Origin of the sequence: Saccharospirillum alexandrii, from assembly GCF_004000275.1 — a bacterium.
Lineage (GTDB): Bacteria > Pseudomonadota > Gammaproteobacteria > Pseudomonadales > Natronospirillaceae > Saccharospirillum > Saccharospirillum alexandrii.
In genome coordinates this window covers 1,143,091-1,169,659 of record NZ_RCIP01000002.1, presented here as the reverse complement: position 1 = coordinate 1,169,659, position 26,569 = coordinate 1,143,091, and the positions used below count along the sequence as shown (strand labels likewise).

General features: G+C 58.8%; 24 protein-coding genes. 12 read left to right on the top strand and 12 right to left on the bottom strand.

Annotation, left to right across the window (positions count from 1 at the left end):
• Positions 1 to 16 precede the first annotated feature (16 nt).
• Positions 17 to 835 carry an ATP-grasp domain-containing protein gene (locus tag EP166_RS13025; RefSeq protein ID WP_127557627.1) on the bottom strand — a complete coding sequence of 273 codons (819 nt, stop codon included), beginning with the start codon at positions 833 to 835 and terminating at the stop codon, positions 17 to 19.
• Between the two features lie 61 nt (positions 836 to 896).
• The gene (locus EP166_RS13020) at positions 897 to 2,537 is read right to left on the bottom strand and encodes a methyl-accepting chemotaxis protein (protein WP_127557625.1); all 1,641 of its coding nucleotides are present in this window, start codon (positions 2,535 to 2,537) and stop codon (positions 897 to 899) included.
• 259 nt (positions 2,538 to 2,796) lie between these two features.
• Here EP166_RS13020 and EP166_RS13015 point away from each other — a divergent pair, with 259 nt between their 5' ends.
• Positions 2,797 to 3,324, top strand: a complete 528-nt coding sequence (locus tag EP166_RS13015) for a hypothetical protein (protein WP_127557623.1) — start codon at positions 2,797 to 2,799, stop codon at positions 3,322 to 3,324.
• A gap of 255 nt (positions 3,325 to 3,579) precedes the next feature.
• Here EP166_RS13015 and EP166_RS13010 read toward each other — a convergent pair whose 3' ends face one another.
• From EP166_RS13010 to EP166_RS13000, 3 genes are all read right to left on the bottom strand, one after another.
• Complete coding sequence (locus EP166_RS13010) at positions 3,580 to 4,320, bottom strand: DnaJ domain-containing protein (RefSeq protein WP_246026289.1); 741 nt, start codon at positions 4,318 to 4,320, stop codon at positions 3,580 to 3,582.
• A gap of 2 nt (positions 4,321 to 4,322) precedes the next feature.
• Positions 4,323 to 5,021, bottom strand: coding sequence for a VWA domain-containing protein (locus EP166_RS13005; protein ID WP_127557621.1), 699 nt, complete (start codon positions 5,019 to 5,021; stop codon positions 4,323 to 4,325).
• A 91-nt stretch (positions 5,022 to 5,112) separates the two neighbouring features.
• Positions 5,113 to 5,553, bottom strand: a complete 441-nt coding sequence (locus EP166_RS13000) for a universal stress protein (protein ID WP_127557619.1) — start codon at positions 5,551 to 5,553, stop codon at positions 5,113 to 5,115.
• A 321-nt stretch (positions 5,554 to 5,874) separates the two neighbouring features.
• Here EP166_RS13000 and EP166_RS12995 point away from each other — a divergent pair, with 321 nt between their 5' ends.
• The 5 genes from EP166_RS12995 to EP166_RS12975 all read left to right on the top strand — a co-directional run bounded on the left by EP166_RS12995 (position 5,875) and on the right by EP166_RS12975 (position 11,381).
• Positions 5,875 to 6,894, top strand: a complete 1,020-nt coding sequence (locus tag EP166_RS12995; RefSeq protein WP_127557617.1) for a pirin family protein — start codon at positions 5,875 to 5,877, stop codon at positions 6,892 to 6,894.
• A gap of 51 nt (positions 6,895 to 6,945) precedes the next feature.
• The gene (locus EP166_RS12990; RefSeq protein WP_127557615.1) at positions 6,946 to 7,914 is read left to right on the top strand and encodes a TAXI family TRAP transporter solute-binding subunit; all 969 of its coding nucleotides are present in this window, start codon (positions 6,946 to 6,948) and stop codon (positions 7,912 to 7,914) included.
• Positions 7,915 to 8,147: 233 nt separating this feature from the next.
• Positions 8,148 to 9,071, top strand: a complete 924-nt coding sequence (locus EP166_RS12985) for an ABC transporter ATP-binding protein (protein WP_127557613.1) — start codon at positions 8,148 to 8,150, stop codon at positions 9,069 to 9,071.
• 14 nt (positions 9,072 to 9,085) lie between these two features.
• Positions 9,086 to 9,847 carry an ABC transporter permease gene (locus tag EP166_RS12980; RefSeq protein ID WP_127557611.1) on the top strand — a complete coding sequence of 254 codons (762 nt, stop codon included), beginning with the start codon at positions 9,086 to 9,088 and terminating at the stop codon, positions 9,845 to 9,847.
• Between the two features lie 193 nt (positions 9,848 to 10,040).
• Positions 10,041 to 11,381 (top strand): cytochrome P450, encoded by a 1,341-nt coding sequence (locus EP166_RS12975; protein ID WP_164743929.1) that lies wholly within the window; start codon positions 10,041 to 10,043, stop codon positions 11,379 to 11,381.
• 189 nt (positions 11,382 to 11,570) lie between these two features.
• On the opposite strand, the gene EP166_RS12970 is transcribed toward EP166_RS12975, so the two are convergent.
• The gene (locus tag EP166_RS12970; protein WP_127557607.1) at positions 11,571 to 14,660 is read right to left on the bottom strand and encodes a beta-galactosidase; all 3,090 of its coding nucleotides are present in this window, start codon (positions 14,658 to 14,660) and stop codon (positions 11,571 to 11,573) included.
• Between the two features lie 489 nt (positions 14,661 to 15,149).
• Here EP166_RS12970 and EP166_RS21255 point away from each other — a divergent pair, with 489 nt between their 5' ends.
• Together EP166_RS21255 and EP166_RS12960 are read left to right on the top strand one after the other, a co-directional pair.
• Complete coding sequence (locus EP166_RS21255) at positions 15,150 to 16,403, top strand: fibronectin type III domain-containing protein (protein ID WP_181952721.1); 1,254 nt, start codon at positions 15,150 to 15,152, stop codon at positions 16,401 to 16,403.
• A gap of 168 nt (positions 16,404 to 16,571) precedes the next feature.
• Positions 16,572 to 17,732: a hypothetical protein gene (locus EP166_RS12960; RefSeq protein WP_181952720.1), complete on the top strand. Its 1,161-nt coding sequence runs from the start codon at positions 16,572 to 16,574 to the stop codon at positions 17,730 to 17,732.
• Here EP166_RS12960 and EP166_RS12955 read toward each other — a convergent pair.
• Together EP166_RS12955 and EP166_RS12950 are read right to left on the bottom strand one after the other, a co-directional pair.
• Positions 17,683 to 17,913, bottom strand: a complete 231-nt coding sequence (locus EP166_RS12955) for a hypothetical protein (protein ID WP_127557605.1) — start codon at positions 17,911 to 17,913, stop codon at positions 17,683 to 17,685. The two genes, EP166_RS12960 and EP166_RS12955, sit on opposite strands and share 50 nt — an antisense overlap.
• A gap of 1 nt (position 17,914) precedes the next feature.
• The gene (locus EP166_RS12950; RefSeq protein WP_127557603.1) at positions 17,915 to 18,223 is read right to left on the bottom strand and encodes a 4a-hydroxytetrahydrobiopterin dehydratase; all 309 of its coding nucleotides are present in this window, start codon (positions 18,221 to 18,223) and stop codon (positions 17,915 to 17,917) included.
• Between the two features lie 147 nt (positions 18,224 to 18,370).
• Here EP166_RS12950 and EP166_RS12945 point away from each other — a divergent pair, with 147 nt between their 5' ends.
• The 4 genes from EP166_RS12945 (at position 18,371) to rimI (ending at position 22,143) form a co-directional block, all read left to right on the top strand.
• Positions 18,371 to 19,282, top strand: coding sequence for an SDR family NAD(P)-dependent oxidoreductase (locus tag EP166_RS12945; RefSeq protein WP_127557601.1), 912 nt, complete (start codon positions 18,371 to 18,373; stop codon positions 19,280 to 19,282).
• Between the two features lie 79 nt (positions 19,283 to 19,361).
• A complete protein-coding gene (locus EP166_RS12940) occupies positions 19,362 to 20,915 on the top strand; it encodes a 2-isopropylmalate synthase (protein WP_127557599.1) in 1,554 nt (517 codons plus the stop codon).
• Positions 20,912 to 21,685: a hypothetical protein gene (locus EP166_RS12935; RefSeq protein ID WP_127557597.1), complete on the top strand. Its 774-nt coding sequence runs from the start codon at positions 20,912 to 20,914 to the stop codon at positions 21,683 to 21,685. The genes EP166_RS12940 and EP166_RS12935 overlap by 4 nt, the downstream gene beginning before the upstream one ends.
• Positions 21,685 to 22,143 carry a ribosomal protein S18-alanine N-acetyltransferase gene (rimI, locus tag EP166_RS12930; RefSeq protein WP_127557595.1) on the top strand — a complete coding sequence of 153 codons (459 nt, stop codon included), beginning with the start codon at positions 21,685 to 21,687 and terminating at the stop codon, positions 22,141 to 22,143. The genes EP166_RS12935 and rimI overlap by 1 nt, the downstream gene beginning before the upstream one ends.
• On the opposite strand, the gene EP166_RS12925 is transcribed toward rimI, so the two are convergent.
• From EP166_RS12925 to lysA, 4 genes are all read right to left on the bottom strand, one after another.
• A complete protein-coding gene (locus EP166_RS12925; protein ID WP_164743928.1) occupies positions 22,129 to 23,646 on the bottom strand; it encodes a putative bifunctional diguanylate cyclase/phosphodiesterase in 1,518 nt (505 codons plus the stop codon). The genes rimI and EP166_RS12925 overlap by 15 nt on opposite strands.
• Before the next feature lie 137 nt (positions 23,647 to 23,783).
• Positions 23,784 to 24,458, bottom strand: coding sequence for a DUF484 family protein (locus EP166_RS12920; RefSeq protein WP_164743927.1), 675 nt, complete (start codon positions 24,456 to 24,458; stop codon positions 23,784 to 23,786).
• Entirely contained in the window at positions 24,455 to 25,282 is an 828-nt protein-coding gene (gene dapF, locus EP166_RS12915) for a diaminopimelate epimerase (protein ID WP_127557589.1), read from the bottom strand. The genes EP166_RS12920 and dapF overlap by 4 nt, the downstream gene beginning before the upstream one ends.
• A 6-nt stretch (positions 25,283 to 25,288) precedes the next feature.
• Positions 25,289 to 26,569, bottom strand: a complete 1,281-nt coding sequence (gene lysA / locus EP166_RS12910; protein WP_127557587.1) for a diaminopimelate decarboxylase — start codon at positions 26,567 to 26,569, stop codon at positions 25,289 to 25,291.

The following is a 26,569-nucleotide window of genomic DNA, read 5'->3' as shown; positions in this document are numbered from 1 at the left end:
CTGAGTACCTGGCCGGTTAAACCGCCACCGGGAAAGTCCGCGGTGGGGTGGTCGGCCCATCCGGGGTTCTGGGAGCATGCGCATCGCGCAGATAACCGAGAATGGCATCCTGTAGCTCGGAGCCTTTGTTCAGGCCCTGATTGCCGAACAGCCGGTTGAATTCCAGCAGGTAGGGGTGGTCGCCGACCATGGCGATGTCGAAGCCAGCGTGGTTGACGCCCAGGTCGCGCGCGACGGTTAGCGCGAGCTCAATGGCTGATTCCGGGACCTCGCCGTATTCAACCCAGCCGCCACGAGCAACGTTGTTGTAGAAACCCTGGTCGGCCTGGTGACGCCAGTAGGCGGTCAGCACCCGGTCACCGATGACAACGATGCGCAGGTCTTTTTCAATCGGCAGGTATTCCTGAACATAAAGCACGCTGGCCTGGTCGCAATAGCGGCGCCAGTCGGCCCGGTCTTTGATCAGCCAGACGCCCTCGCCCATGCTGGCTTTGGGGTTTTTGGCGACGAACGGCAGGGTCATCAGGTCCCACAGCTGCTCCTGTTGCAGCGGGCCGTTGGGTTCGATCAGGGTATAGGGCGTGTTCGCCGGGGCCACGGTTTCGAAGGCGCGGGTCATCTCCACCTTGTCGTGGCCAATGCGATAGCTGGCCTCGCTCGGGAACACCCGGGCGTTCAGGCCATAGATCAGCGCATTGAGCTGCCAGTATTGAGGGAACAGCACCCAGTCGGCGCTGCGGATGGCGTCTTTATGCTGAAAGAAGTGCTCGGGCTTGATGACCTGAATATCCGGTAATCCGAGGGTACGAAACACATCAAAGGAGATCAGGTTCATGGTGGCTCATCGCGTGAAGTGGCGAAATAATAGCCAGAACCGGTCGTAACACAAGCAGTTTTTACGACCGGGTGATCATGACCTCGTTATCACTCTCTCCGGTTCTGAAACGACCGCAAATGCGCTGCAATTGTTGCGACTCGTCGCGCAGTTTCTGGCTGATGCGGCTGGTGTCGCCAACAGTCTGGCGCAAGCCTTCAGCGCTGCGGGTTAGCAGGCTCGACTGGGCGGCGACGCGGTCGGTTTCATCGCGCTGCTCGCTCAGCGCCAGCTCGATATCCTGACTGGTCTGTTGCAGGCCTTCAAAGGTGTTTTTCAGTCCATCGAGGTGGGCTTTCAGGGCATTCAGGGTGATTTCGCTGTCTTCGCCGGCCCGGGCTGTTTCGGTCAGTAGGTTGTCGACGTTGTCTACCTCGCCGGTTAATTCGGCGACCAGGGTGCGGATGGAGGTGGTTGATTCGGACGTGCGTTGCGCAAGATTGCGAACTTCCCCGGCGACCACGGCAAAGCCCCGCCCCTGATCTCCGGCCCGGGCCGCCTCGATAGCGGCATTCAGTGCCAGCAGATTGGTCTGATCGGCGATCTCCGTGATCACACTGACCACCTGGCCAATGTTGTCACTGGCCCCGCGCAACGACTGCAACGCGCTGCGGGCGTCGCGAATAATCGCTACAGTGCGTTTTGTCTGACGCTCATTTTCGGCCAGTTGAATCTCTATGGCCTGATTGCTGTCAACCGCAGCCATAATGCGTTCGGACGATGCCCGGGATGACAGCTCAATGTGCTGTGTCCGTTCACGAATGATGTCCAGCGATTCAGCCATGACGCCAATTTTCTCGCCGGTGTCGTGGCTGGCCCGGTCGACGGCGCCAGCTTGCTGGTCCAACTGCTCGGACTGGCGGTGCAGCACGGCCGAAGTGTTGCGAACATCCCCGGCGAAGTCGCCAAATTGACGGATCAGGCCATTAAAAGCACTGGCGACCTGGCTGACTTCATCGTTACCGGTGACCGGCAACGCCTGGCTCAGGTCGCTCGTCTGTTCAATAGCGGCCAGGCGAGATGACATGCGTTGCAGCCGGAAACTGACTGAGCGGGCAAGCCACACCGTCATAAGAATGACCAGCAGACCAAAGCCGACAACGCCCAGTATGACCCGGCGTTGCTGCTGATCAAGGAAGCGGATCAGGGCGACAGCACCGGCTTCGGTGCGGGCGCCGTCGGCGTCCCGCCGGTCGAGAATGGCTGACAGAATGGGATCCATCGCCGGGTACAGGGCGCGGTCAACGACTTGCCCCACCGTATAGTAGCTGCGCTGTTCGATGCCGGAGTGAATGTCATCACTCAGGGCGAGTACGCCCTGATAGGCTTCCTGATGATTGGCTGCCCAGCCGGCCAGTCTGGGGTTGGCTTCGATGTTGGCCCAGTCATTGGCCAGCCCCCGGGTAACCAGGTCGAAACGCTCGTCGACTTCATCCCAGAATACCAGCTGGGCTTTTATCCGGTACGCAAGGTCTTGCAGATCACGCAGGTGCTGATCGAAGGTTGCCAGCAAGACCACGTCGGCCAGTTGTTCGCGCACTAGAGACTGGGTCTCCTGCTCGGTGCGCTGCACGATGGTCAACGCCAGCCAGGACACACTCGCGACAGCGGCCAGACACAAACCGGAAAACAGCAACAGACGAACTCGAACGGTTAAGCGCACTTCAGACTCCCGGACAGGTTGAAGCCGGAGCCTATGATTTTTTCATGACATTTTTGTTTCAGTGGCCGGAGGCTGTTGCTATATCAAAAAATATTGATATAGTTTTCACCCAGATGACCCGCTGATTTAATGTGTAACTTGCGAGCGGTATACAAATGCAGCTAAAGCGCCTCCGCTCCGAGCCTTTCTGCACCTGTATCCTCTCCCGATCAGCCCTGGTCCCACTTTTACGACATTGCCGACGCGACCGAGGTGCTTCATGACAACGCTGTTTTCCCACTTTCTGGCTCAGGTGCTGGGTTGTGCCAGCCTGGACAACGTCCACAACGTGGTGCGCAGCCGGCTGATGTTCTCACCCGATCACGGTTTTTCCCGGGAAGACGTGGATGACTTCATTCTCAATGGCAGTGTGGATTCGAATGTCATTGCCCGCTGGGCAGCCCTGTTAAAGCTTGATGCAACTCTGCTGGCCGATGCCGCCCGGGTAGCGGCCGGTGCCAGAGCGCTTCAGCAGAAGGCGCTGCCGCGTCTGGAGGTGAACTGGATAGGGCGTTCTGCCGTGACACGGCCGGAACAGCGGGTCGAGGTCAGGGCGACCGTGCAGTCTGACGGCCTCGATCCGGAGCGGCCTTATTTGACCCGAAAGACGGGCTACACCCTGGCGGATCTAAACCGGGAAGGCGGATTCCAGCAGGTGCTCAGCTTTGCCAGCAGCCACTGGCACGATGTTGAACAGGTTACCGGGCAGTCGGCTTCGGCGCTGTCGTTGAGTTTTGAGGTGATCTGATAAATTCACGTTTTGGAGTATTCAGGCACAGGTTGAGCACCGGGTGCCAGGTAGACCCATCGGGGGTGGTCCGCAGCATGGACTAAAACGCCAGGAGCGTTTTAGCATGAGCGTAGCGAGCCTGAAGGGTGAATCCCATGGAGGGGATTCATATCCTGCGGTCCAGGCCCCATGGACGGGTTCACGCCGACCCCCGATGGGTCTGCCTGGTGGCCGGTGCGGGCCAATGCCACCAGTCCGGTGCAACCTGAGTCACTAATCCCCCAGCAAGTGACTGCGCGCCGCGTTGATTCTGGCGGCGAGCCAGTCGCTGCCGCCTCGGTCGGGGTGGGCCTTTTGCATCAGTCGGCGGTGTGCCTGGATGATCGCATCGCGATCTGCGCCGGGTTCCAGGCCGAGGATGTTGTAGGCATCGGCGTCGGTCATGGCGCCTGAATCGTGCTCCGGGGGCGGCTGCGCATCGTCTTGCCGGGCGCCCGGGTCATCCTGACGCCAGCGGTCGCCAAAGCGTTTGTCGAGGTAGGTTTCCAGCAGGCGGGCCGAATCGGCATCGTTTTGGCGGCAATAGGCGAGCAGGTCAATAAACTCCTTTTCCTCCAGATCGGCCAGGGTTTTACCTTCAAAGGGCCCCGCCAGCACCGTGCCGTGCATAATGCCGCTGTCGTGCTCCAGCTCCATGTCAAGCAATGCCGATTGAACGCGCGAGGTCTGGCCCTTGGCGCCGGTCGTCTTGCCGGACTGGCGGCGAGACAGGATCGAGGGTAGAAAACGAATCAGCAGCGGCAGCAACCGCCTGGCCCAGGGCAGCAGGGCGGCCAGCAACACGCCCAGCAGATACAGTCGCTGGGTAGCCGCCAGAAACAGCAAACCCGCTATCAACAACGTGATCAGCCCCACGATGATGGGTCGCTTGCGCTGTGCCGGCGACATGCGTTTTAACGCAATGCCGAAGACCAGCACAATAACAAAGAGAAAGAGTATGGATATAGGTGTCACGGTCAGCGCTTCAACTGTTGAGTCAAACGTTTCACATCGGCGGAGCCAGAGCGGGCCAGGTCGTCCAGAGCGCGTTGGCCGCCACTGGCGTACACCGCAACGGCACCGAGCAGGTCTTTGAGTTGTGCCGCGGCGCGGTTATCAAATGGCATCCAGGCACCGCCTGAAAGCTTGGCCATCTGTTGAAAGGCGTTACGCGCCTGGGCATCGTTGCCTTCCTGAAAGATAAACAGTGGGGTGTTGAGCAGGCCCAATTCACCGGCGTGCTGACAGAGCGGGTCAACGGCTTCCTCGCAACAGTCGACAATGAGTATGACCGCCTTAATGGCTTTTACCCGGGTTTCTTTCAGGGCATGCTGAAGCACACGCCCGATTTGGGTCTGACCACCGAGGCACTGAACGCGATTCATGGCATTAAGCAGACGTTCGGGCCGGGTGACCCAGTCGGTCGCCTTGAATTCCCGAAACCCGCAGTAATAGCATAATTGAATGGCAATTCCATCGACCGATTCGGTGGCCAGAAACAGTTCACTGTGAAGATTGCAGGCCATATCCCAGGTGGGCTGGCGACTGGCCGTGGCGTCGAGCGCAAAGAGTATGCGGCCCTGTTGCTGGCTGGCAACCGGGAGTTTGGCGGCCTGATCAATGAATTGATCTATCGCCTGGGTGTTGGAGCGTGTCGTCAGTTTCCGGTCGGACAAGGGGCAACCCCGCCTGAATAGTGTCCCCTAAGGATACAAAGCCCGGGCGGGATTGACCATGCAAGCGACCGTAAAAGCCGCTTGCGGCTGATCAGCGCACCGTCACGCAGGTGCATTCAGCCAGGTTGGTCACCTTGTGTGAGACGCTGCCCAGCAGCAGGCTCTTCCAGTCACCCAGGCCGCGCGTACCCATCACAATCATGTCTACGTTGCGGTCCTGTGCGACAGAGACGATCTTGCGGGCCGGGTCGCCGATCTCGACGGTGGTCTCCACCGTTTTGCAACCGAGTTCATTGGCCAGCTTGACCCCTGCCTCAACGATGGACTCGCCCACTTTCTTCAGTTCGTCAGGCGTCGCATGCATGTAAATGGACGCACCGCCCATCACCATGACCTCATCGCCAACCGGTGGCTCGGGCACGTGTAAGAGCAGCAGGCCGGCATCGTGGTGCTTGGCCCAGTCGGCCGCGAATTCAATGGCTTTTTTCGCTGGGTCTGAACCGTCAACGGGAACCAGTATCAGTTTGCTCATGATGGTCTCTCCTGTTTGGCAGACGTCATCCGGTGGTGGTTGACGCCCGTAGAGTCGAGTCGATGAAACTACTTTGGCACTGTTGGGTGGTGCAGGTCTTGATCTGCATCAAGACTGACGACGACCTCACCTTGGTAGACAGTTCAACTATTGTCAAAGTTAGGCCACCGCTACCCGGGAGGACACCCTGATTCGGGTAGTGAAATACGGCTTGGGTGCCCCCATAGTGACTGTCGTAAACAGGGTTGAGGTAGCAGCCCGAACAAACTCGGGGCCGGGCCGCCAAAGGCGCGGCACCCAGCCGATCAAGTGAGGTGTCAGATGAGTAACGCGGTTAAAGAAGTACTGTCGCTGGGGTTTCCCTGGCAGACGGCCGATCCCTTTTTGTTTTGTGTTCATCACAACGATGCGTTCCCCAAGGGCAACGCCGAGATGGGCCCCCAGGCGTCACTGGCGGGTCGGCAGATCGGGCAGGATTTCGACTGGAGCCAGGACTGGCGCATGTACCATGGCGACCGGATTCCCGGTTTTCCGGCGCATCCGCATCGTGGTTTCGAAACCATAACGGTCGTCACTAAAGGCATGGTTGACCATGCCGACTCCCTGGGGGCTGCCGGACGCTATGGCGGCGGCGACACTCAGTGGATGACGGCCGGTAACGGCGTGCAGCATTCCGAGATGTTTCCGCTGTTGAGCGAAGCCGAGGAGAACCCGATGGAGTTGTTCCAGATCTGGATCAACCTGCCGGCCAAGAACAAGGCAGTGCCGCCGCACTTTTCGATGCTCTGGCGCGAAGAGACGCCGGTGGTAACCACCGAGGATGCACAGGGTCACCGTACCTCGGTGACCGTGGTAGCGGGCGAGCTCGAGGGTCATAAAGCCCCGCCGCCACCACCGGACTCCTGGGCGTCGGACCCGGCCAACGACGTTGCGGTGTGGATCATCGACGTTGACGCGGGTGCCGAATGGACCTTGCCCGCGACCCGTGCCGGCGTCAACCGGACACTCTACTGTTTTGAAGGGGGCGCGATTCAGGTAGACGACACCGAATTGTCACCCAAGCAGGGCGCGCGCCTGGTTCCGGAGCAGTCGGTCACCTTGCGAGCCGGCGAGCAGAAAGTGCGACTGCTGCTGTTGCAGGGCAAGCCCATTAATGAGCCAGTCGTTCAATACGGTCCCTTTGTGATGAATACCGAAGCCGAAATTCGTCAGACCTTTGCGGACTTCCGCAAAGACGAGTTCGGTGGCTGGCCCTGGCCGCGTCATGATCAGGTGCACGACCGGGCGCGCGGGCGTTTCGCGCGGCATGCCGACGGTCGAGAAGAGCACAAAACTGGATAATGCCGGTAATACACTACACTGACGGTGTGGATTGAACGCTGAGGTAACAGGGTGATTCGAAATGCGTTAAAGAAGGCGGGCCTGCTGGCCGTGCTGAGCACTCTCGGCGCTTTGGCTACGGTTCAGGCTGAGTCGAATCTGGTGATTGGCACGGGTTCGATTGCCGGGGTCTATTACCCGACCGGTGGCGCTATTTGCCGCTTTTATGAACGTGAGGCCAGTGCGGATGAACGCTGTGACGTTGTGGTGACCGGTGGGTCGATCGATAACCTGACTGGGTTGCGTGAAGGCCGCTACAGTCTCGTCGTGGTTCAGTCCGACTGGCATCATTACGCCTACACCGGGCAGCCTGAATACGATGAAGCCGAAGCGTTTGATTCGTTGCGTTCCCTGTTTTCGCTGCACAGCGAACCCTTTACCGTACTGGCACGAGTTGACTCCGGTATTGCCACCTTCAGTGACCTGAAAGGCCGACGGGTGAATCTGGGCGAGGCAGGTTCTGGTCAGCGCGGCACGCTGGATGTGTTGATGGCCAGTTACGGCTGGACCTATGACGATTTCCAGCGCACTGCCGAGTTACCGCCGCTGCGTCAGGGCGAAGCCTTGTGCGACTATCGCCTCGATGCGATCACCTTCGCGGCAGGTCACCCCAACCCGGCGATTCTGGAAGCTACAGAGCGCTGCGAGACGGTTCTGGTACCAGTGACGGGTGAGGCCGTCGAACAACTGCTGGATCAGAAACCCTATTACCGCATGGCGAGCATTCCCGGTGGCTTGTATCCGGGTAACCCGGATCCGGTGCAAACACTGGGCATGGCGGCAACGGTAGTGACCACCGCTAACATGCCCGAAGACGTTGCCTACCGGATCGTTAAGGCCGTTTTTGAAAATTTCGACACCCTGACCCGGCTGCACCCGGCCTTTGCCGGCCTGGATCCGGCCACAATGATTCAGGACGGTTTATCAGCGCCCTTGCATCCGGGTGCAAGGCGTTATTACGAAGAAGCCGGATTACTGTAAAGTGACCGGCACCCTTTTTTAGCTCAAGTTTCGAAGTTGGAATCTGTGGCTGTGGTCCGCGTCGGCTGCCGGTGATGCCTCTGAGGGGTCGGCGTAAACCCGTCCATGGGGCCTAGACCGTAACATCCATGTTGCGGACTTCCCCGCAGAGGCGCTACCGGTAGCCGACGCGGACCAGTGCCACCAAGCTAACCCGAACTCCGAAACTTGAGTGCTAACCACTAGGAGCACTCATGCCCCCTATTATTTCTGTGCAGGGTCTCAACAAGACCTACGCATCAGGATTTGAAGCCCTCAAGAACCTCGATCTGGATATCAATACCGGTGAGATTTTCGCGTTGCTTGGCCCCAATGGCGCCGGTAAAACAACCCTGATCAGTATTATTTGCGGCATTGCCAACCCTACCCGGGGAACGGTAACCGCCGATGGCCACGATATTCTGACCGACTTCCGTCAGGCCCGTGCCAAAATCGGGCTGGTTCCGCAGGAACTGGCGACCGATGCGTTTGAAACGGTCTGGGCCACGGTGAACTTTTCCAGAGGCCTGTTCGGCAAAGCGCCGAACCCGGAGCACCTGGAAAAAATACTGCGGCAACTGTCGCTGTGGGATAAGCGCGACTCGAAAATCAAGGCGCTGTCGGGCGGCATGAAGCGCCGGGTGATGATCGCCAAGGCATTGTCGCACGAACCGAAAATCCTGTTTCTGGATGAGCCAACGGCAGGTGTCGATGTCGAGTTGCGGCGCGACATGTGGGAAATGGTGCGTGGCTTGCGCGAGCAGGGTGTGACCATCATTCTGACGACCCACTACATTGAAGAAGCCGAAGAAATGGCCGATCGGATCGGTGTGATCAGCCAGGGTGAAATCATTCTGGTTGAGGAAAAAACCGCTTTGATGCGCAAGCTGGGTAAAAAGCAGCTGACGCTGTCGCTGCGTGACCCGTTGTCGAAAGTACCGGAGTCATTGGCGTCCATGCCACTGACACTGAGTGAGGATGGCCGCGAGCTGAATTACAACTTTGATTCGCAGCAGGAACACAGTGGCATTTCCGAATTGCTGAAAGAGCTCGACAGTCAGGGCGTTGAGTTCCGGGACCTACGCACCCGGGAAAGCTCGCTGGAAGATATTTTCGTGGGTTTGGTCCACGGTCAATAAAGGATACTGCTTACATGAATTTCTATTCTGTTCGCGCCATTTATATGTTTGAAATGGCACGCACCTGGCGCACGCTGTTGCAAAGCGTTGCTACGCCGGTGATTTCAACGTCTCTGTACTTTGTTGTCTTTGGTTCCGCCATTGGCTCGCGCATGGTCGACATCGACGGGGTCAGTTACGGCGCTTTTATTATTCCCGGGCTGATCATGCTGACGCTGCTGATGCAGAGCATTTCCAATGCCTCCTTTGGCATCTACATGCCCAAGTTCTCCGGCACTATTTATGAGGTGCTGTCGGCACCGATTTCCTACGTTGAGATTGTGCTGGGTTATGTGGGCGCCGCTGCAACCAAATCAGTCATCCTCGGCCTGATCATTCTGGTCACCGCGACCTTCTTTGTAGACTACCGGATTGAGCATCCGATCTGGATGTTCAGCTTTCTGGTTTTAACCTCCATCACCTTTAGTTTTCTTGGGTTTGTGATTGGTATCTGGGCCGATGGTTTCGAAAAGCTGCAGATTGTGCCGATGATGATCGTAACGCCGCTGGTGTTTCTGGGAGGCACCTTTTATTCCATCGACATGCTGCCTTCCTTCTGGCAAGGGGTGACTCTGTTGAACCCGGTGGTGTATCTGGTCAGCGGGTTTCGCTGGAGTTTTTATGGTGTGTCGGATGTGCACATTGCCGTTAGTACGGGCATGACCTTTGGCTTTCTGGTGCTCTTTGTTGGCCTGGTCTGGTGGATCTTCAAAACAGGTTACAAGCTCAAGAGTTAACCAACTGGCGGATTGCCGCCATTATTGACGATAACCAGTTCACACTCCTGTTGCGTAGGCCTTTACCTTGGTCGCAGGACGACTCACTCTGAGTGAGTCGTCACTGTTACCGGTGACAGGTTGTGGATGCCTTTGCCGGAGACCGAGCATGAAGGCGCAGTCGTCAATACCCCGCACAATGAGGGAGGCCTCCTTGGCTGTTGATCCGATCAATATCAACGAAGAGGTGCCTCTGATCGAAATACCCGGAGACAAGGGCTTGCCCCTGGTCGGCCACACCCTTGAAGTCCTACAGGATATTCAGGCCTTCTTCGATCGAAAAACCCGACGCTATGGTCCCGTGTTTTCAACACAGTTTCTGGGCGAAACCTGGATCCGGCTGACCGGCCCGGAGGGGTGCCGGTTCTTGCTGCAGGATAGCGGTAACCACTTCTCCACTGCCCAGGGCTGGGCCAGTTTTGTCGGTGAACTTTTCCCGCGCGGATTGATGCTTAAGGATGGCGAGGAGCACCGCTATCATCGCCGCATCATGCAGGCCGCCTTCAAGAAAGACGCCATGGTGGCGTACCAGGCGCTGATGTCCTGTGCCTTGCCCGATATTGTCAAACGCTGGCCGCTGGATAGTCCGGTCGATCTGGCGCAACTGGCCCGGCAAACGGTGCTGGATATGGCCTCCCGGGTGTTTATCGGCGAGACCGATCATCAACAGCTGCAACAACTGCAACAGGCGTTTCGCAACAACGTCGAAGCCACGATGGCGCTGGTGCGCAAACCCTGGCCAGGCACCAAGTACAATCGCGGCTTGCAGGGGCGGGCCTTTCTGGAACGGTATTTTTTGAACAAGGTCAGCGAGGTAAGAGCCCGGGGTGGCGATACCCTGTTCGCGCAGTTGTGCCGCGCCAAAGATGAAGACGGCCACAATTTCACCGACCAGAACATAGCCGACCACATGATTTTTCTGATGATGGCCGCACAGGATACCACCAGCAGTGCCCTGACCAGCCTGCTCTATGCTCTGACCGAATACCCGCAATGGCAGGAGCGATTGCGGGAAGAGCACGCCGCCTTTAAACCCCTAACCTATGAAGACCTTGGGCAGCTGACCGATACCGCTAATGTGTTTAAAGAGGTGTTGCGCCTCTTTACTCCGGGTGCTGTTATTCCCCGCCGCGCCCTGCACGATGTGGCGTACGAAGGCTATCGGATTCCGGCCGGCACCATCGTCTCGGTATCACCGGTGCACAATCACTACCTGCCTGAGTATTGGCGCGAGCCGGAACGCTTTGATCCGGAGCGTTTTTCGCCCCAACGCCAGGAAGACAAACAGCATCCGTTTCTGTTCGCCCCCTTCAGCGGTGGCGCCCACAAATGCATCGGCATGCATTTCTCGGAGATGGAGATCAAATGCATTCTGCATGAAATACTGGCCCGGGTGCGCATTGAGCGCGACCCGAAACCCGCCGTGCGCTGGCAAAAGGCACCGGTCTGGCACCCCAAAGGCAAACTGATGGGGCGCCTGGTTGCGCTAACCTAATCGTCTTAAAAGTCCGGTGGTTGTTCATTGGTGCCATGAGTCCGTGTCAGGCACCGGGGGTACTGATCCGGGTGGTGCGACACATCGCTCGGCGTAAACCCATCCATGGGGCCTAGACTTCGGCATCCATGCCTCAGACTACCCCGGATAGGTACCCCCGGCACCTGACACTCCGCTGCGGTTGCAAACTTAACCCGCCTTAAGCGTAACCTCATACCGATACAGTCGTTTGGTCTGGCGATGCTGCGTTATCTGGTATTCAGGGTGCACGCTCGGGCTCCAGGAATCATCCCCGCCAACGCCCATGTGCTCGGTATCGATGTGCAAATAGACGCCATCTTCCTCTGAGAGTTCGTACTGGTGCCTGGCGGCTGCCAGCGCGACCTGGGAATACCGGCTCAGGCTGAAGTGGAAGTCACCGCTGACGCTCAGGCTGCCCACTTGCAGTGACCGGGTATCGCAGCGCAGGCCGTTATCGCTTGGGAAAATATAGGGCGTGTGAGCGGCGCTTAGCGGCAGCGAATAGCGACCTATGTCGGCTGCCAGTTTCCGGTCCGGGTAATTCTCATGCGGGCCGCGTCCCCACCAGGTGAAGGTCTCGGGTATGTCGGTTAACGCCCATTCAAGGCCGATACGGGCCAGCGGCGGCAAGCCTGCGGCGGCATCGACCTCGACCTGCAGCGTCAGTGAACCGTCCTGATAGCAACCGTAACGCCAGTGGCTGCGCAGCCGGGTTTCGTCGTCTGCCCGGTGCTGATGAGCAACGCAAATTTCAACACGATCGGCCCGTGGGGTAACCGCCAGCAATGTGCTGGTCGTCGCCAGGCGATCCAGGCCGGCCGCAGCCCACCGCGCTGCCCAGGCATTGGGATCAACCCGGTCGGCTTCGCTGATGCCGATGTCGTTGTCGAGCGGGGCGCGCCAGACGCAGTCGCGCGGTGCGGCTCGCAATAATGCCCGATCTCCATGTTGCCAGTTGGTTAACTGGCCGGTGGCGCGATCAAACTGCCACTGGCCACCCTCATGCTCAACGATGATCCGGTCGTCTGTTTCTGTGTAAGCCGGCGCCGGGGCTGCCGTTGTTACCGCATCAGCCAGCTGTGCGCTGACCGGCAGGCTGAGTTGCTGGCGCGCACTTTCATGGCCGGGTTCAGACCAGGGGGTTGCCTCGGGCTGGGTAATCCAGATGTCGAGGTGGTAGTCGCAGCCGGGTTGTGCTGCAGGAAGCGCGGCGTCGATGGTATATTGGGCCTGGCTCATGGGCGCAACGCTCAATGGCATCTGCCCCTGGCTGATGATGTGGCCGTCTTCCAGTATCGCCCAGTTAAGCTGCTCGTTGTCAGTGTGGCGGAACAGGTATTCGCTGCTCACCTGAACCGTCAGCGGGTCGGTGCTGATCAGTTTGATCTGCAGAAACTGCTGGGCCCGTTTTGCCTCGTACAGCGTCGGGTGCACGCTGCGATCGGGGAAGACCAGGCCGTTGATGCAGAACTGTCGGTCGTTGGGCTGGTCGCCAAAGTCGCCGCCGTAGGCCCAGTAGCGTTGGCCGTCCGGGCTGGTGTGGCTCAGGCCCTGGTCGACCCAGTCCCAGATAAAGCCGCCCTGAAGGCGCGGGTACTGGCGAAAGGCGCGCCAGTATTCATCAAAACTGCCCAGGCTGTTGCCCATGGCATGGGCGTATTCGCACAGAATCAGCGGTCGGTTTTCACCAGGCAGGCCAATCCATTTCTGAATCGCCCATTTGGGGACCGATTCTGGCAGTGGCATGTCGGTGTTAACCCGGGCATACATCGGGCAAATGATGTCGGTGGCGGCCGAATCGGCACCGCCGCCTTCGTACTGAGCCGGGCGACTGGAGTCGGTCTGTTTCACCCACTGGTAGGCGGCGTGATGGTTGGCGCCTAAGCCGGATTCGTTGCCGAGCGACCAGATAATCACCGAGGCATGGTTGCGGTCGCGCTGCACCAGGCGGGTCACCCGTTCCATATAGGCCGACAGCCAGCGACTGTCGTCCGACAGCTGGCTCGACGGATTCATGCCGTGCGTTTCGATATTGGCCTCGTCGACTACATAGAGCCCGTACTGGTCGCACAGCTCATAGAATTCCGGGTGGTTGGGGTAATGGGCGGTGCGCACGGCGTTGAAGTTGAACTGCTTCATCAGCCGGATGTCGGCTTCCATATCGGCCCGGTTAACGGCGTGGCCACGTTCGGGGTGATGTTCATGCCGGTTCGCTCCGCGAATCAGCACGGGCTGGCCGTTGACCTTTAACAAGCCGTCGCTGATCTCCACGCTGCGAAAACCAACCCAGTACGCCTCATGATCCAGTTCCTGGCCGTGTGCATCGCTCAGGCTGACCACCAGCCGGTACAGGTAAGGCGTTTCTGCCGACCACAGGTGAGGCGCGGTCACGGCCAGTTTGGCATAGGCACGGCAACGGAATCCGCCGCGTTCGTCAACCTCACGCTGGCCCGGAGCGATGTCACTGACGTCGGCCACCAACTGGTCGCCGTCGTAGAGACAGGCACGGATGTGGGTTTCCGGGTCAGACACGTCAGCGCATAGGTTCAGTGTGGCGTCGCGGTAGCAGGCATCCAGTTTGGTGTCGAAATGCACATCAGTGATCTGGCGGTGGGGCTTGGTGACCAGGGTGACGTCGCGGAAGATGCCACTCAGCCACCACATGTCCTGGTCTTCGAGGTAACTGCCATCCGACCACCGCAGCACCATGACCGCCAGGCGGTTATCACCGGCGTGAACGAAGTCGGACAGGTCAAATTCAGCCGGCAACCGGCTGTCCTGGCTGTAGCCCACCCAGCGGCCGTTGCACCAGAGGTGAAAGGCGGAATTTACCCCGTCGAACACCACCCGGGTTTGGCCCTCAATCGCTTCAGCCGGGAGTGCGAAGGTGCGAGCGTAGCCCCCGGTCGGGTTATCCGCAGGCACAAAGGGCGGGTTGACCGCGAACGGGTATTGAACATTGGTGTAGATGGGCCGGTCGTACCCCTGGCATTGCCAGTTGCCCGGAACGCGCACACTGTGGCCGGTGGGCACGGCGGTCGGTGATTCGAAGAAGGTGGCGTCAGCCAGTTCAGGGCGGTCGTACAGCACGAAATCCCAGTCGCCATTGAGCGACTGCCGGGCCGACGTCAGGTCGTTTCGGGCGTCGTCGTGGCTCGCATAGGCGCGCAGCGGGCTGTGGCCCGGTAGCCGGTTTTGTCCGGTGACCAGTGGGTTTTCCCAGTCGCGGCGAGACATCAGGTCGGTGAACGTACTCATTGAGCCTTCTCCTTCAGGGGTTATGCCGGTACTCAGCGTCTTCGTCTTGGTCATCCGACTGGGTACCCTGAGCTTTGATAACGTTTTCAAGGATTGTCAGTGATCGCCCTGGCAAGGTCAATCGTCGTTGATTGGGCTGGCGCAGTGTAAAGATGCCGTGGATTGGTGATCTCCATCACAGTCTGCCTGGGCACTCTGCAAGAGCTGAACGCGGTACGAAGGCTTGTTCGGGTTAAAAACCGTCAAAACTTTGAAGAGGCTGCCTTATTCGTGTGACAGGGTCGAGATGAATTCTGTGACAGAGATTTTTATGAGGGAGCTTTAGCAAAAATGCTGCAACGAATTGACGGTTTTTTTATCGCAAACCGTCAAATCATGCGGTAACTGTAATAAAAAATTCGGTCGGAACTTGCTCACATTTATTCGTTAGCTGTCTCGTTACCATGCGCTCACTTTCATCCATGACCGCAAAAGGTAACTGAAACGCTTATGACGAAGTTCACTCTTTCATGTTCGGTCGTCGCCTCGATGGTGCTGGCAGGATGCCAACTAGAAGAAGGAACTTCTAAATTCACCGGCGATGACTCAGATACAAATTCCCGCTCGTTCGATCTGATGTACTCGGTTCGTGCGGACCGCGCATCCGGTGCCAGCTTGCAAAATGCAGAGCTGAATGAGGCGGGCAGCTATTACGTCTATTTGACCTCGAACGACGCGGCGCTGGGCGTAGTTCAGTTTTACGTCAACGACGTTTTGATGAATGCGGATTCAAGCTATCCGTATGATTTGAACGGTGGCAATAATATTGCTGCTAATGTTCAGAATATGGAATGGTTTGAACCCGGAGAGAATACCGTGCAGGCTCGCGTCGATGGGGAAATTGTGGCGACTTCTCGCTTTGTGGTAGAGAACGACGAGCCAACGCCGGAACCAGAACCGACGCCTGAGCCAGAACCGACTCCGGAACCAGAGCCAACTCCAGAGCCAGAGCCGACCCCGGAACCAGAACCGACCCCGGAACCAGAACCGACCCCGGAACCAGAGCCGACTCCGGAACCAGAGCCGACCCCGGAACCAGAGCCGACTCCGGAACCAGAGCCAACTCCGGAACCAGAGCCGACTCCAGAACCGGAACCGGAGCCAATCAGCTACTCACTGGACTATTCGCTGGAGGCGTCACGCAGTGACGGTCAGGAAGTTGAAGGGCTGACGCTGACGGAAGGCGAAGCCTACTACCTGACGCTGACGACTAATGATATCGACGCAGGCCATGTAGAGTTCTATATCAACGGTGGCTGGTTCGGTGAAGACATGGTTTACCCCTACGATTTCGCCGGTGGTAATTACGACTCGGCTAATGCCTTGCCCCTGAGCGAGTTGCAGGAGGGAACCAACACCCTGACGGTTCGTGTCAATGGCACGGTGGTTGCCCAGTCAACGGTAACCCTGGTAATGAACGATCCAGCGCCCGAGCCGGAACCAGAGCCGGATACTGTGTCGGTCACCTTGTACTGGAGTGTACCGATGGAGCGCGCCAATGGTGACCCGCTGAGTCTTGACGAAATCGGTGGTTATGAAATTCGCTACCGCGAAACCGGTACGGAAGACTACGTCACACTGGTCATCGACGACGCGGGGACCGACCAGTACCTGATTGAAGATTTACCCGGTGCTGACTATGAGTTTCAGGTGGCCACGTTCGACAGCAACGGCATCTACAGCGATTTCGTGACAGCCCAGTGAGTGAGTAAGGATGTACACTCGATTGACCCCGGCCTGTGCCGGGGTTTTTTTTGCGAGACCAGAATAGGTTTACACGAGACATCGCTGTGCTACCCGGGTGCTGATAGTCGCTGGCAACCGTTGCCGTCTTAAGTAGACTGGTCACTCTGCCTGGTTTGAGAGCGAGTTATGCGTGACGGTTTTTTGGGGGGGTTAAGGCGGTGGCTGATCGGTTTCATGATGGTGCCTGCCGCCGGTATTCTGCACGCCGAATCGAATGCCGTTCAACCGCCTGCGCCCTGGTTACAGGTGATTCGCGATACACCTTACGTATTCAGCGATGGTTTTTACCGGAACATATCCATCATCCGGCGCTGGGTATTGCTCGAACAAAGCTATTGCGAACAGCCCGGCCGCCACATCCTGTTTGACCAGCGCGGCCGCTTCCTGACCTGGTTTGAGAACGAAGATACGGTCGTTGAAAATCAGGAGCGCCTGAACCGCATTCGCGAGACCCTGTATCGTGACGAGCGGGTACACCGGTGGATCGGAGGGTCGGCCTCGGAAACGGGTTACCCCTTTGCACTGCGCTGTGACCAGCCTCACGTTGATTTGAAGGCCGCCATTGATCGCCTGTTGGGTACCGACCCGGCGGATCGGGTGTGGGGCACCTGGGATGGCATGGTTGCCGGCTCCGAAGATGAGCCGATCCCGCTGATCGAGCTGGTCCGGCAAGTGTTCAACGACAAGGCGGCGCGCCAGGGGTTTCGGCCAAACGATGCCGTAGTGAGGTCGTTTATTGGTCAGGTTCTGATAGAAAGCGGTGCCCGCAAGGAGAGTTTCTCGGCAGCCAGGGCCGTCGGCCTGTTGCAGCTGCGACCCGAAGTATTGGCCGATTGCGAAATTGATGAACGGTTTCATCTGCACCGAATGGCCCAGGTAGACTGTGCAGTCAGGCTCTACCAACAAAACGACCGGAACTTGCGACCGGTTTTCGATGAACGCTTTGGGCATTTGCCATCCGCCCAGCGCGAACAGCTTTATTCATTGCTGCTGGTACAGGCCTACCACGGCGGTATCGGGCGGTTAATGCAGTTGCTGGGTGATGAAGAACCGGGACTCGCTGCCCAGCAGTTTGCCGCCAATGCAGAACGTTACAGTGCGGAAGACATCGCTCTGGGGCTGGTGTTTCATAACATGGGTCGCATCAGTCTGGGGCTCGATTCCCTGTTTTATCTGGTCGATGTGCGCATCGCTACCGAAGCCGTGTGCGACACCCGGCCCCAAGCGTGTGAGCCGGCTACTGACGCCACTCAATCGACCAGTTCTGATCCCGGGCAAAATGATTGACGGCCTGAATCGACGGAAACCACTCGCTTAACAAAACCTCAGATGCGCGGTCAGGCTCGGCGTAGACCACCAGGAACAGGGCGCCGGGTTCATCGGGGTCTTCACTGAGAAGGCAGTAACCGCGGTAATAATTGCCTTCGACAATCTCGCCGAGGCAATTGAGGTGCAGTGTCAGGCCCATCTCAGCGTTGCCCGGTGGCCAATTTTTCCATACGCCGGGCCAGGTCAAAATCCTTTTCCGAGATGCCGCCTGCATCATGGGTGGTCAGCTGTACTTTGACCGTTTTATAGACGTTGAACCATTCCGGGTGATGGTTGCTCTTCTCGGCCACGATGGCCGCCTGCGTCATAAAACCGAAGGCAGTGACAAAATTCGAGAAGGTGAACGTTTTGGTCAGCTTGTCGTCTTCGAGTTCCCAGGGGAACGCCAGATCGGTATTCAGTGCGGCCAGTTCAGACTTGCATTCAACCGGTGTGTAGGCGTCTGTCATGGTGGAGCCTCCTGATGTTCAAGTGTGCCCTCACCATAACAAGGTCACCTTCCGGTGTGAATTGCCCTGGTAGTGAAAGTGACCCATGGCAGGCCGGGCCCCGTACTGAACGGCAACACAATCATTGCGACAAGTGAGGAGCACTGCATGTTCGACACCCTGAAGGATTACAGCATTGTCTACTCATTTGACCGGACCGGGTATCAGCGTCATGCCCGGCACTTCAGTGCGATAGACAACGCGCGGCTGGCCGGAAAGCGGGTGCTTGTTACCGGTGGTACCAGCGGTATTGGGGCTGCGCTGGCGCAGCGCCTGGCTGCTGCGGGTGCGACGGTCCTGGTAACGGGCCGGGGGCAAGGGAAGTTCGACGAATCCGGTCTGGCAGACTTCGGCGTGGAGTTCATAGAGCTCGACATGACCCGGTTTGATCAGGTGGTGTCACAACCGCTGCCCGAGCTCGATGCCCTGGTCTGCAACGCCGGTGGCATGCCCGACAAACTGATGCTGGTTGAAGACCGCTACGATGTGATCTTTGCCTCTCAGGTGGTGGGTCACTACTTGCTGATTCGCCGCTGCATCGAGCAATCGCTGTTGCCCGAAGGCGCGCCAGTGCACCTGACCGCCAGCGGCGGCATGTACTTGCAGAAACTGGAACTGGGCGACTTGTGCTGGCAGCAGCACCCGTACGACAAGGTGAAGTCCTACGCCAACGCCAAGCGCGCCCAGGTCATACTGAACCAGGAACTGGCCCGGCAATTTCCGACGTATACCTTTTCCGCGTCACATCCGGGCTGGGTAGGCACAGAGGCCTTGCGTGAAGCCTTGCCCGGGTTCTCCAATAAGATGGGCGACCGGCTGCGCACCAGCGAGGAAGGGGCAGATACCATCTACTGGTGCCTGGCCGAGGGCCAGGCACTGCCCGCCGGCGAGTTCTGGTTCGACCGGAAAGCCCGCAAGGTCTATCCGTTTTTCTGGACCCGCGAATCGTTTGAGACCCGACAATCGCTGCTCGATTTGTGTGAAGATGCCTGGCTGCGGCATGGGCCGGCAGCGAGCTAAAAAGCGCGCCAGTCGATGAGGCCCGGGGCAATTCTGGTGTACACTATCGGTCTGTAAACCGGCCGACCGGAGTGTTGCCATGACTGCCCCGACTTCCAATCTCATTATCTTTGACACCACGCTGCGCGATGGCGAGCAAAGCCCTGGCGCGTCCATGACGCGGGACGAAAAGGTTCGCATTGCCCGAGCGCTGGAAAAGATGCGGGTCGACGTCATCGAAGCCGGTTTCGCAGCCGCCTCGAAAGGGGATTTTGACGCCATTAACGCCATTGCCCGCTCGGTACGCGAGAGCACGGTGTGCTCCCTGGCGCGGGCACTCGACGCTGACATTGAAGCGGCGGCCGGTTCCCTGGAAGGCGCAGAACGTGCGCGCATTCATACCTTTATCGCCACCTCTCCCATTCACATGAAATACAAGCTGAAGATGCAGCCGGATGCGGTGGTCGAGCAAGCCGTGCGGGCGGTGACCAAGGCCCGCCAGTACACCGATGATGTCGAGTTTTCCTGCGAAGACGCCGGGCGCAGTGAGCTCGATTTTTTGTGCCGCATCATCGAGCGGGCCATTGCCGCCGGGGCGACCACCATCAATATTCCCGACACGGTCGGCTACGCCGTGCCCGAAGCCTTTGGCCAACTGATTCACGACATCATGCAGCGCGTGCCCAATGCCGACCAGGCGGTGTTCTCGGTGCATTGTCACAATGACCTGGGTCTGGCCGTGGCCAATTCCCTGGCAGCCGTGTTGCAGGGCGCCCGACAGGTTGAATGCACTATCAATGGCCTGGGTGAGCGTGCGGGCAACGCCGCGCTGGAGGAAATCGTGATGGCGGTGCGCACCCGTCAGGATCTGTTCCCGGTCGATACCGGCATCGATGCCCGGCATATTGTGCCGGCCTCCCGCCTGGTGTCATCGGTGACCGGGTTTCCGGTGCAGCCAAACAAAGCCATTGTCGGGGCCAATGCCTTTGCCCACGAATCCGGCATCCATCAGGACGGTGTGCTCAAGCACCGCGAAACCTACGAAATCATGTCGGCTGAAGCGGTCGGCTGGAACGCCAACCGCATGGTGCTGGGCAAGCACTCGGGTCGCAATGCCTTCAAAACCCGCCTGGTGGACCTCGGTTACCCGTTTGAATCGGATGCCGAGCTGGTCGATGCCTTTACTCGCTTCAAGACGCTGGCCGATAAAAAACACGACATTTTCGACGAAGATCTGCACGCTCTGATGTCTCAGGTCGAGCAGGACACCGCCGTACCCGACCGGATTCAACTGAAGCACCTGGTCAGCCACAGCGTGATGGGCGAATCGCCACTGGCAACCGTGGTGCTGGACATTGAAGGCGAGTCGCATGAGGCCACCGCGGCCGGAGACGGCCCGGTCGATGCCAGCTTCAAGGCGATCGACAGTCTGGTGCATTCCGGTACGCAGTTGCAGCTGTATTCGGTGAATGCCATTACCGCGGGCACTGAAGCGCAGGGTGAAGTGTCGGTGCGTCTTGAGAAGGCCGGGCGCATTGTGAACGGGGCAGGCAGCGATACCGACATCGTAGTGGCCTCGGCCAAGGCTTACATCAAGGCGTTAAACCTCATCTTAAACGCCCCCGCCAAACCTCACCCGCAAACCACCGTATGACCGATTTTACGCCCCTTTCAGAAGCCAGTCGCCAGCACTATCTGTCGGCGATGGGGATCGATAGCTGGTACCCCAGAGTGCGGCTACCGGCCGCGCCGGAGCCGCTGGTGTTTGATCTGGATGACACCGATTACGCAGCACCGCCCGTCGAAACCGGTTCGGTGGCGGCTCAACCAGCGCCGGAAGCCTCGCCCGCCACCTCGCAACAACCGGGTGAGGTACCGATTGAGAAGAACCCAACTGGGCCGGCAAGCGCCGCTGACGCCGGTGCGGAGCCTGCGGGCCCCCAGGTGGTGCGCAGCAAGGCGGCCCCGGTACCCCGGTTTGCCTTGTCGTTGAGCGTGGTTGGCGATTATCTGATTGCCGATACCCTGGCCCGTGGCCTCAGCCAGCCGACCGACAGCGGCCAGCAATTGTTGCTGAACATCCTGGCTACACTCGGGGTGGGAGCAGCCGACGTGCGGACTCATCATGTGGTGCAATGGCCCCTGTTTACCAACCGCAAGGTGGACCAGGGGCTGGACCAGGCTCGGGTGTACGTGGATGAGAAACTCGACCAGTTCATCCGTCAGTATCAACCCTCAATGATGCTCTCGTTTGGCGCGGTGATGCCCAAGCTTCAGGGCTGGCAGCAGCCGCAAGGCGACTATGGGGATTTGCCCTGGGTGGGGTTACCGTCCCTGTACCAGATGCTGAACGAGCCGATGAAGAAGGCGATCTGCTGGCATCGAATCAAGCCACTGGTCCGGTCCATCGACCGGCCCGCCTGATGCAACTGGTTCAAGCCGACCCGGAGTCGATCGAACGGGTGTTGCAGATTAATCTCGGGGCTGGCCCCCATCCCTGGCCAGAATCGGCGCTCCGGCGAGCCCTTAGTGCCGGAGAGGTGTTGCTCGCCATCGCCGACGGCGCCACGGTAGCTTTTCTCGTCAGCCAGCCCGTTCTGGATGAAACCACCCTGATGCACCTGGCGGTCGCTCGCGAACACCAGCGCCAGGGGTGGGGGCGGCAGGTGATGCAAGGCTGGCTGGCGCAGCAGCGATTATCCGGTCAGCAACGCCTTTTGCTGGAAGTGCGACGGTCTAATCAGGCTGCCATTTCCCTTTACCAGTCGCTGGGTTTCGACACCCTTGGTCAGCGCCGCGGTTATTATGTGTCGACTGACGGCGTTGAAGATGCACTGGTGATGGCGTTCGATCTGGGCCCCGATGGGTCAGCGCACCGGTGAATCCACGGACTCTGTGAGCAAGGCACTCAATGCCTGAATGGGCATGGGCCTGGCGTAATAATAGCCCTGCATGATGGTGCAGCCATGGGTCTGCAGAAAATCCGATTGCTCCAGAGTCTCCACTCCTTCGGCTACCACGTTCAGCGACAGGGTTTTTGCCATCGCCAGAATCGCCTGGGTGATGACGGCGTCGTTCTGGTCGCCGGGCAAGTCCATTATAAAGCTCCGGTCGATTTTCAGCTCTTTCAGCGGTAACTGCTTCAACCGGGACAAGGATGAATAGCCGGTGCCAAAGTCATCAATCGAGAAATCGATGCCCCGTTCTCGCCAGCTTTGCATGGCTTTCAGGGTACGATCCAGGTTTTCCATGGTGGCCGTTTCGGTGATTTCGAACATCACCGCGGGCAGATCCGTTCTGCGCTGATCGATCAGGTGGTGCAACAGCGTCATGGTGTTGTCGTTCAGCAAGGTCAGGTGTGACAGGTTGATCGACAGTGAGGGCAGGGTAGCCCGGCTCAGCCCGGTCAGGTTCATTTCAGTCAGTGCCTTTCCCACCACACATTCGGTGACCCGGTGAATCAGACCCTCACGCTCTGCCAACGGAATGAACTGGTCGGGCGGTACCCAGCCCCGTTCGGCGTGGTGCCAGCGTACCAGTACTTCCGCACCGACCCATTGCGATGTCGATACCGACCATTGCGGCTGATAAACCAGCGTAAAGGCCTGTTGCTCAATGGCATCGCGCAGGTCTTTTGCCAGCGACAGTCGTTCCAGTAAGGTGCGCTTCAGCTCTTCATGGTAAAACGAATGCCGGTCCCGGCCCTGGTGTTTCGCCCGAGACAGCGCCATATCGGCCTGGCGCATCATGTCTTGCCCGGTGCGGGCATCTGTGGGGAATTCACAGGAACCGGCGCTGAGGGTGTGATTGAGCATCAAATCGTGGTCACTGCTGCGCATGACGCTGTATTGCAGCCAGTCGAGTCGCTCGCGCGTATCCTGGGTGCTGAGTCCGGCGGGTGACAGGAGTCCGAATTCATCACCACCGAGGTGGGCGATGTACCAGTCCTTGCCCAGCAGGTGCCTGAGTTGCCGGCCAACCAGCCTGAGCAGTTCGTCGCCCCGGGCGTGGCCCTGTTCGTCGTTGAGATCGGTAAATTGATCGATGTCCATCAGGGTCAGGGTAAATCGCTGATCGCGGGCCTGGCCGTTATGGCAGCGTTGAGTCAGCTCCCGGGTAAAGGCCAGCCGGTTGGGCAGGCCGGTCAGGCCGTCTTCCAGGGCGACGATCTCAATTCTATGCAGCGTGCGGTGCATCAGTATGTACAACAGCGTGCCCGTGGCCAATACAAAAAGGCCGCCTTTAATGGTCTGCACCCGGTTAAGCAGCCGTGGGTCGTTGAACAGCGCTTCGGCAGCCTGGTCGGAAAAGGCAATCCAGAGTAAGGCAATGACGAGATAGGTCAGGGTGATGCGTCCGGCGGGTCGGGTGAAGCGATGTCGCATGAAACCAGAGATCCTTACGCAAGGGCACGGTAGTAGGCAGGCAACGGACTGCCACATCAGAGCCGCGCTGAACCATCAATGCCCTGAGTGTAGCTGACGGTTTGGGGGGCGTCTTATTGACGTCAGACGCCGATCGGTTACTCCGTTCGCGCCATCTGCAGGCTGGTGACCTGGGCCAGATGGGTCAGAAAGAGGGTTTCGGTGCCGCTGCGGAAATGCTCCGGGCTGGTGTGTCCGAGCGCCAGCACACCGATGACCGCCTGATCTCGGGTGAGCGGAGCCAGGGCAATGGAGCCCACCTCGGTGTTGGCGAACAGTAGCTGTGTCAGTAACGGTTCCAGTGCGCCACAGACCGCCTTGCCCTGGTCGACGACGGCCGGAAAGGCCTCGGCGATCTGATTGCGGGAGGTTTGCAGCCAGCCATCACCGTCGCCGGGCGCGCGATCAAACAGGATGACGGTGGTCTCATGCACGTCGAAGTCGCGTTGTAGACCCTGTTGCAACCGTTCCAGCAAACCATTCAGGCGGGTTTCAGGGAGCAGCTCGAGAATCAGCCGTTGCAGTTTCAGAAACAGGCGGTCGTTGCGTTGCGCCACCTGGATAAACTGGTTCAGGCGGTCGATCAGTTGCCGGTTTTCCTGGCGCAATATCTGGTTCTGGCGCTCGATCAGCGAAATAGCGTCGCCGCTTTCATGACGCAGATGCAGCTTTTTCAGAAGATTGGGGTGATCTTCAAAAAAGCGGGGATGATGACGCAGGTAGGCTACGATCGCCTCCAGGTCCAGTGTTTCGGTATTCACCGATTCAGTCACCCGATCACTCCTTCGTATACGGTCTCTACCGGCCCGGTCATCAGCACGTTGCCTTCACCGGACCATTCAATCAGCAGCGTACCACCGGGCAAGGTGATGCGTACATGGTCCTGAAACCATTGGTTGATCACGCCGGCGACCATGGCGGCGCAGGCACCGGTGCCGCAGGCCAGGGTTTCGCCCACACCCCGTTCAAAGACGCGAAGGCGAGCGTTATGGGTGTCGATCACCTGCAGAAAGCCAACATTGACCCGTTGTGGAAAGCGGGCGTGGCTTTCCAGTTCCGGGCCCAGGGTGTCGACCGGCGCGGTGTCGACGTTGTCGACCCGAATGACGCAATGGGGGTTGCCCATGTTGACGGCGGCCAGGCTGATCTCGCTGCCATCGTTCAGGGTGACCGGGTACAGGTTGGCCCGATTGTCGGCCTCAAAGGGAATGCGGTCGGGCGACAGGCGTGGCCGGCCCATGTCGACGGTCACCTGACCATCGGCATGCAGGATCAGTTCGAGGTCGCCGCCGGCGGTTTCCACGCGAATACGCTCGGCGTGAATCAGCTGGTGATCCACGACAAAGCGGGCAAAACAGCGGGCGCCATTGCCACAGTTTTCGACTTCGGTGCCGTCGGCGTTGAAAATGCGGTAGCGGAAGTCACGATCGGGCCGGGTCGGGGGTTCAACCAGCAACAGTTGATCGAAACCGATGCCCATATGGCGGTCGGCCCAGCGCTCGATATCGGCTGCCTTGAAGTCAACCGGCTGAGTAACGCCGTCAATGACCATGAAGTCATTTCCAAGACCGTGCATTTTGGTGAATTTCAGCCGCATAGACCCTCAGCTTAACCGCGATTCGAGTTGCAGTTGATCTTGCAGTGTCTCGCGCTTGCGCACCAGCTGGGATTCACTGCCCTGCACCATGATTTCTGCCGCCCGGTTTCGGGTGTTGTAGTTCGAAGCCATGACCATGCCATAAGCACCGGCCGACATGACCGCCAGTACATCGCCGGGCGCCAGCGTCATGCGGCGATCCTTGGCGAGAAAGTCACCGGTTTCACAGATGGGGCCAACCAGATCCCACCGGGCCTCGGTGCCCTGGCGAGCTTCAACCACCGGTTTGACGTCCATCCAGGCCTGGTAGAGTGCCGGACGAATCTGGTCGTTCATGCCGGCGTCGAGAATGGCAAAGGCGTGGTCCCCGTTGTATTTCAGGTATTCCACGCGGGTCAGCATGACACCGGCATTGGCCACGATGCTGCGACCGGGCTCGAGAATCAGCGACAGTGACCGGTCGGCCAGGGCCGCAACAATGGAGCGGACATGGGCGGCGACATCGGGTTCTACATCGTCATTCTGATACTTCACACCCAGGCCGCCGCCAAGGTCGAGATGCCGGATCTGGATACCGAGTTCGGCCAGGTCGTCAATCAGCGCAAGCAAGCGACCGAGGGCATCGGCAAAAGGCGCTGTATTCAGAATCTGAGAGCCAATGTGACAGTCGACGCCGACAACCTCGATGTTGGGTAACTGCTGGGCGTGCTGGTACACGGGTATTGCCTGGTCGATGGCAACGCCAAACTTGTTCTGTTTCAGACCGGTGGAAATATAGGGGTGTGTCTGGGCGTCAACATCTGGATTGACCCGTAAGGAAATACGGGCGGTGGTGTTCATTTCACCGGCGACCCGGTTCAGCCGTTCCAGCTCGCCCTCGGATTCAACATTAAAACAATGGATGCCCACCTCCAGTGCCCGGCGCATTTCATGGCTCTGCTTGGCCACACCGGAGAAGACCACTCTGGCCGGGTCACCGCCTGCGGCCAGTACTCGTTCCAACTCGCCGATGCTGACAATGTCGAAGCCAGCACCGCACTGGGCCAGCGCATCGAGCACGGCCAGATTGGAGTTGGCTTTAACGGCGTAGCAGATCAGCCCCGGGTGTTCGCCCAAGCCGGCCAGGTACTGTTTGAACTGAGACTCGATGGCCGTGCGGGAATACACATACAGCGGTGTGCCGTACTGCTCGGCCAGGTGCATCAGCGGCACCGCTTCAACGGTCAGTTGACCCTGTTGATAGGTGAAGGCAGAGACGGGGTTGGTCGATGATGCGGTTTGAGTCAT

Coding starts and splice junctions, on each gene's coding strand:
- EP166_RS13025 (WP_127557627.1), bottom strand. CDS start 835: ATGAACCTGATCTCCTTTGATGTGTTTCGTACCCTCGGATTACCGGAT.
- EP166_RS13015 (WP_127557623.1), top strand. CDS start 2,797: ATGACAACGCTGTTTTCCCACTTTCTGGCTCAGGTGCTGGGTTGTGCC.
- EP166_RS13000 (WP_127557619.1), bottom strand. CDS start 5,553: ATGAGCAAACTGATACTGGTTCCCGTTGACGGTTCAGACCCAGCGAAA.
- EP166_RS12995 (WP_127557617.1), top strand. CDS start 5,875: ATGAGTAACGCGGTTAAAGAAGTACTGTCGCTGGGGTTTCCCTGGCAG.
- EP166_RS12985 (WP_127557613.1), top strand. CDS start 8,148: ATGCCCCCTATTATTTCTGTGCAGGGTCTCAACAAGACCTACGCATCA.
- EP166_RS12980 (WP_127557611.1), top strand. CDS start 9,086: ATGAATTTCTATTCTGTTCGCGCCATTTATATGTTTGAAATGGCACGC.
- EP166_RS12970 (WP_127557607.1), bottom strand. CDS start 14,660: ATGAGTACGTTCACCGACCTGATGTCTCGCCGCGACTGGGAAAACCCA.
- EP166_RS21255 (WP_181952721.1), top strand. CDS start 15,150: ATGACGAAGTTCACTCTTTCATGTTCGGTCGTCGCCTCGATGGTGCTG.
- EP166_RS12960 (WP_181952720.1), top strand. CDS start 16,572: ATGCGTGACGGTTTTTTGGGGGGGTTAAGGCGGTGGCTGATCGGTTTC.
- EP166_RS12955 (WP_127557605.1), bottom strand. CDS start 17,913: ATGGGCCTGACACTGCACCTCAATTGCCTCGGCGAGATTGTCGAAGGC.
- EP166_RS12950 (WP_127557603.1), bottom strand. CDS start 18,223: ATGACAGACGCCTACACACCGGTTGAATGCAAGTCTGAACTGGCCGCA.
- EP166_RS12945 (WP_127557601.1), top strand. CDS start 18,371: ATGTTCGACACCCTGAAGGATTACAGCATTGTCTACTCATTTGACCGG.
- EP166_RS12940 (WP_127557599.1), top strand. CDS start 19,362: ATGACTGCCCCGACTTCCAATCTCATTATCTTTGACACCACGCTGCGC.
- EP166_RS12935 (WP_127557597.1), top strand. CDS start 20,912: ATGACCGATTTTACGCCCCTTTCAGAAGCCAGTCGCCAGCACTATCTG.
- rimI (WP_127557595.1), top strand. CDS start 21,685: ATGCAACTGGTTCAAGCCGACCCGGAGTCGATCGAACGGGTGTTGCAG.
- EP166_RS12925 (WP_164743928.1), bottom strand. CDS start 23,646: ATGCGACATCGCTTCACCCGACCCGCCGGACGCATCACCCTGACCTAT.
- dapF (WP_127557589.1), bottom strand. CDS start 25,282: ATGCGGCTGAAATTCACCAAAATGCACGGTCTTGGAAATGACTTCATG.
- lysA (WP_127557587.1), bottom strand. CDS start 26,569: ATGACTCAAACCGCATCATCGACCAACCCCGTCTCTGCCTTCACCTAT.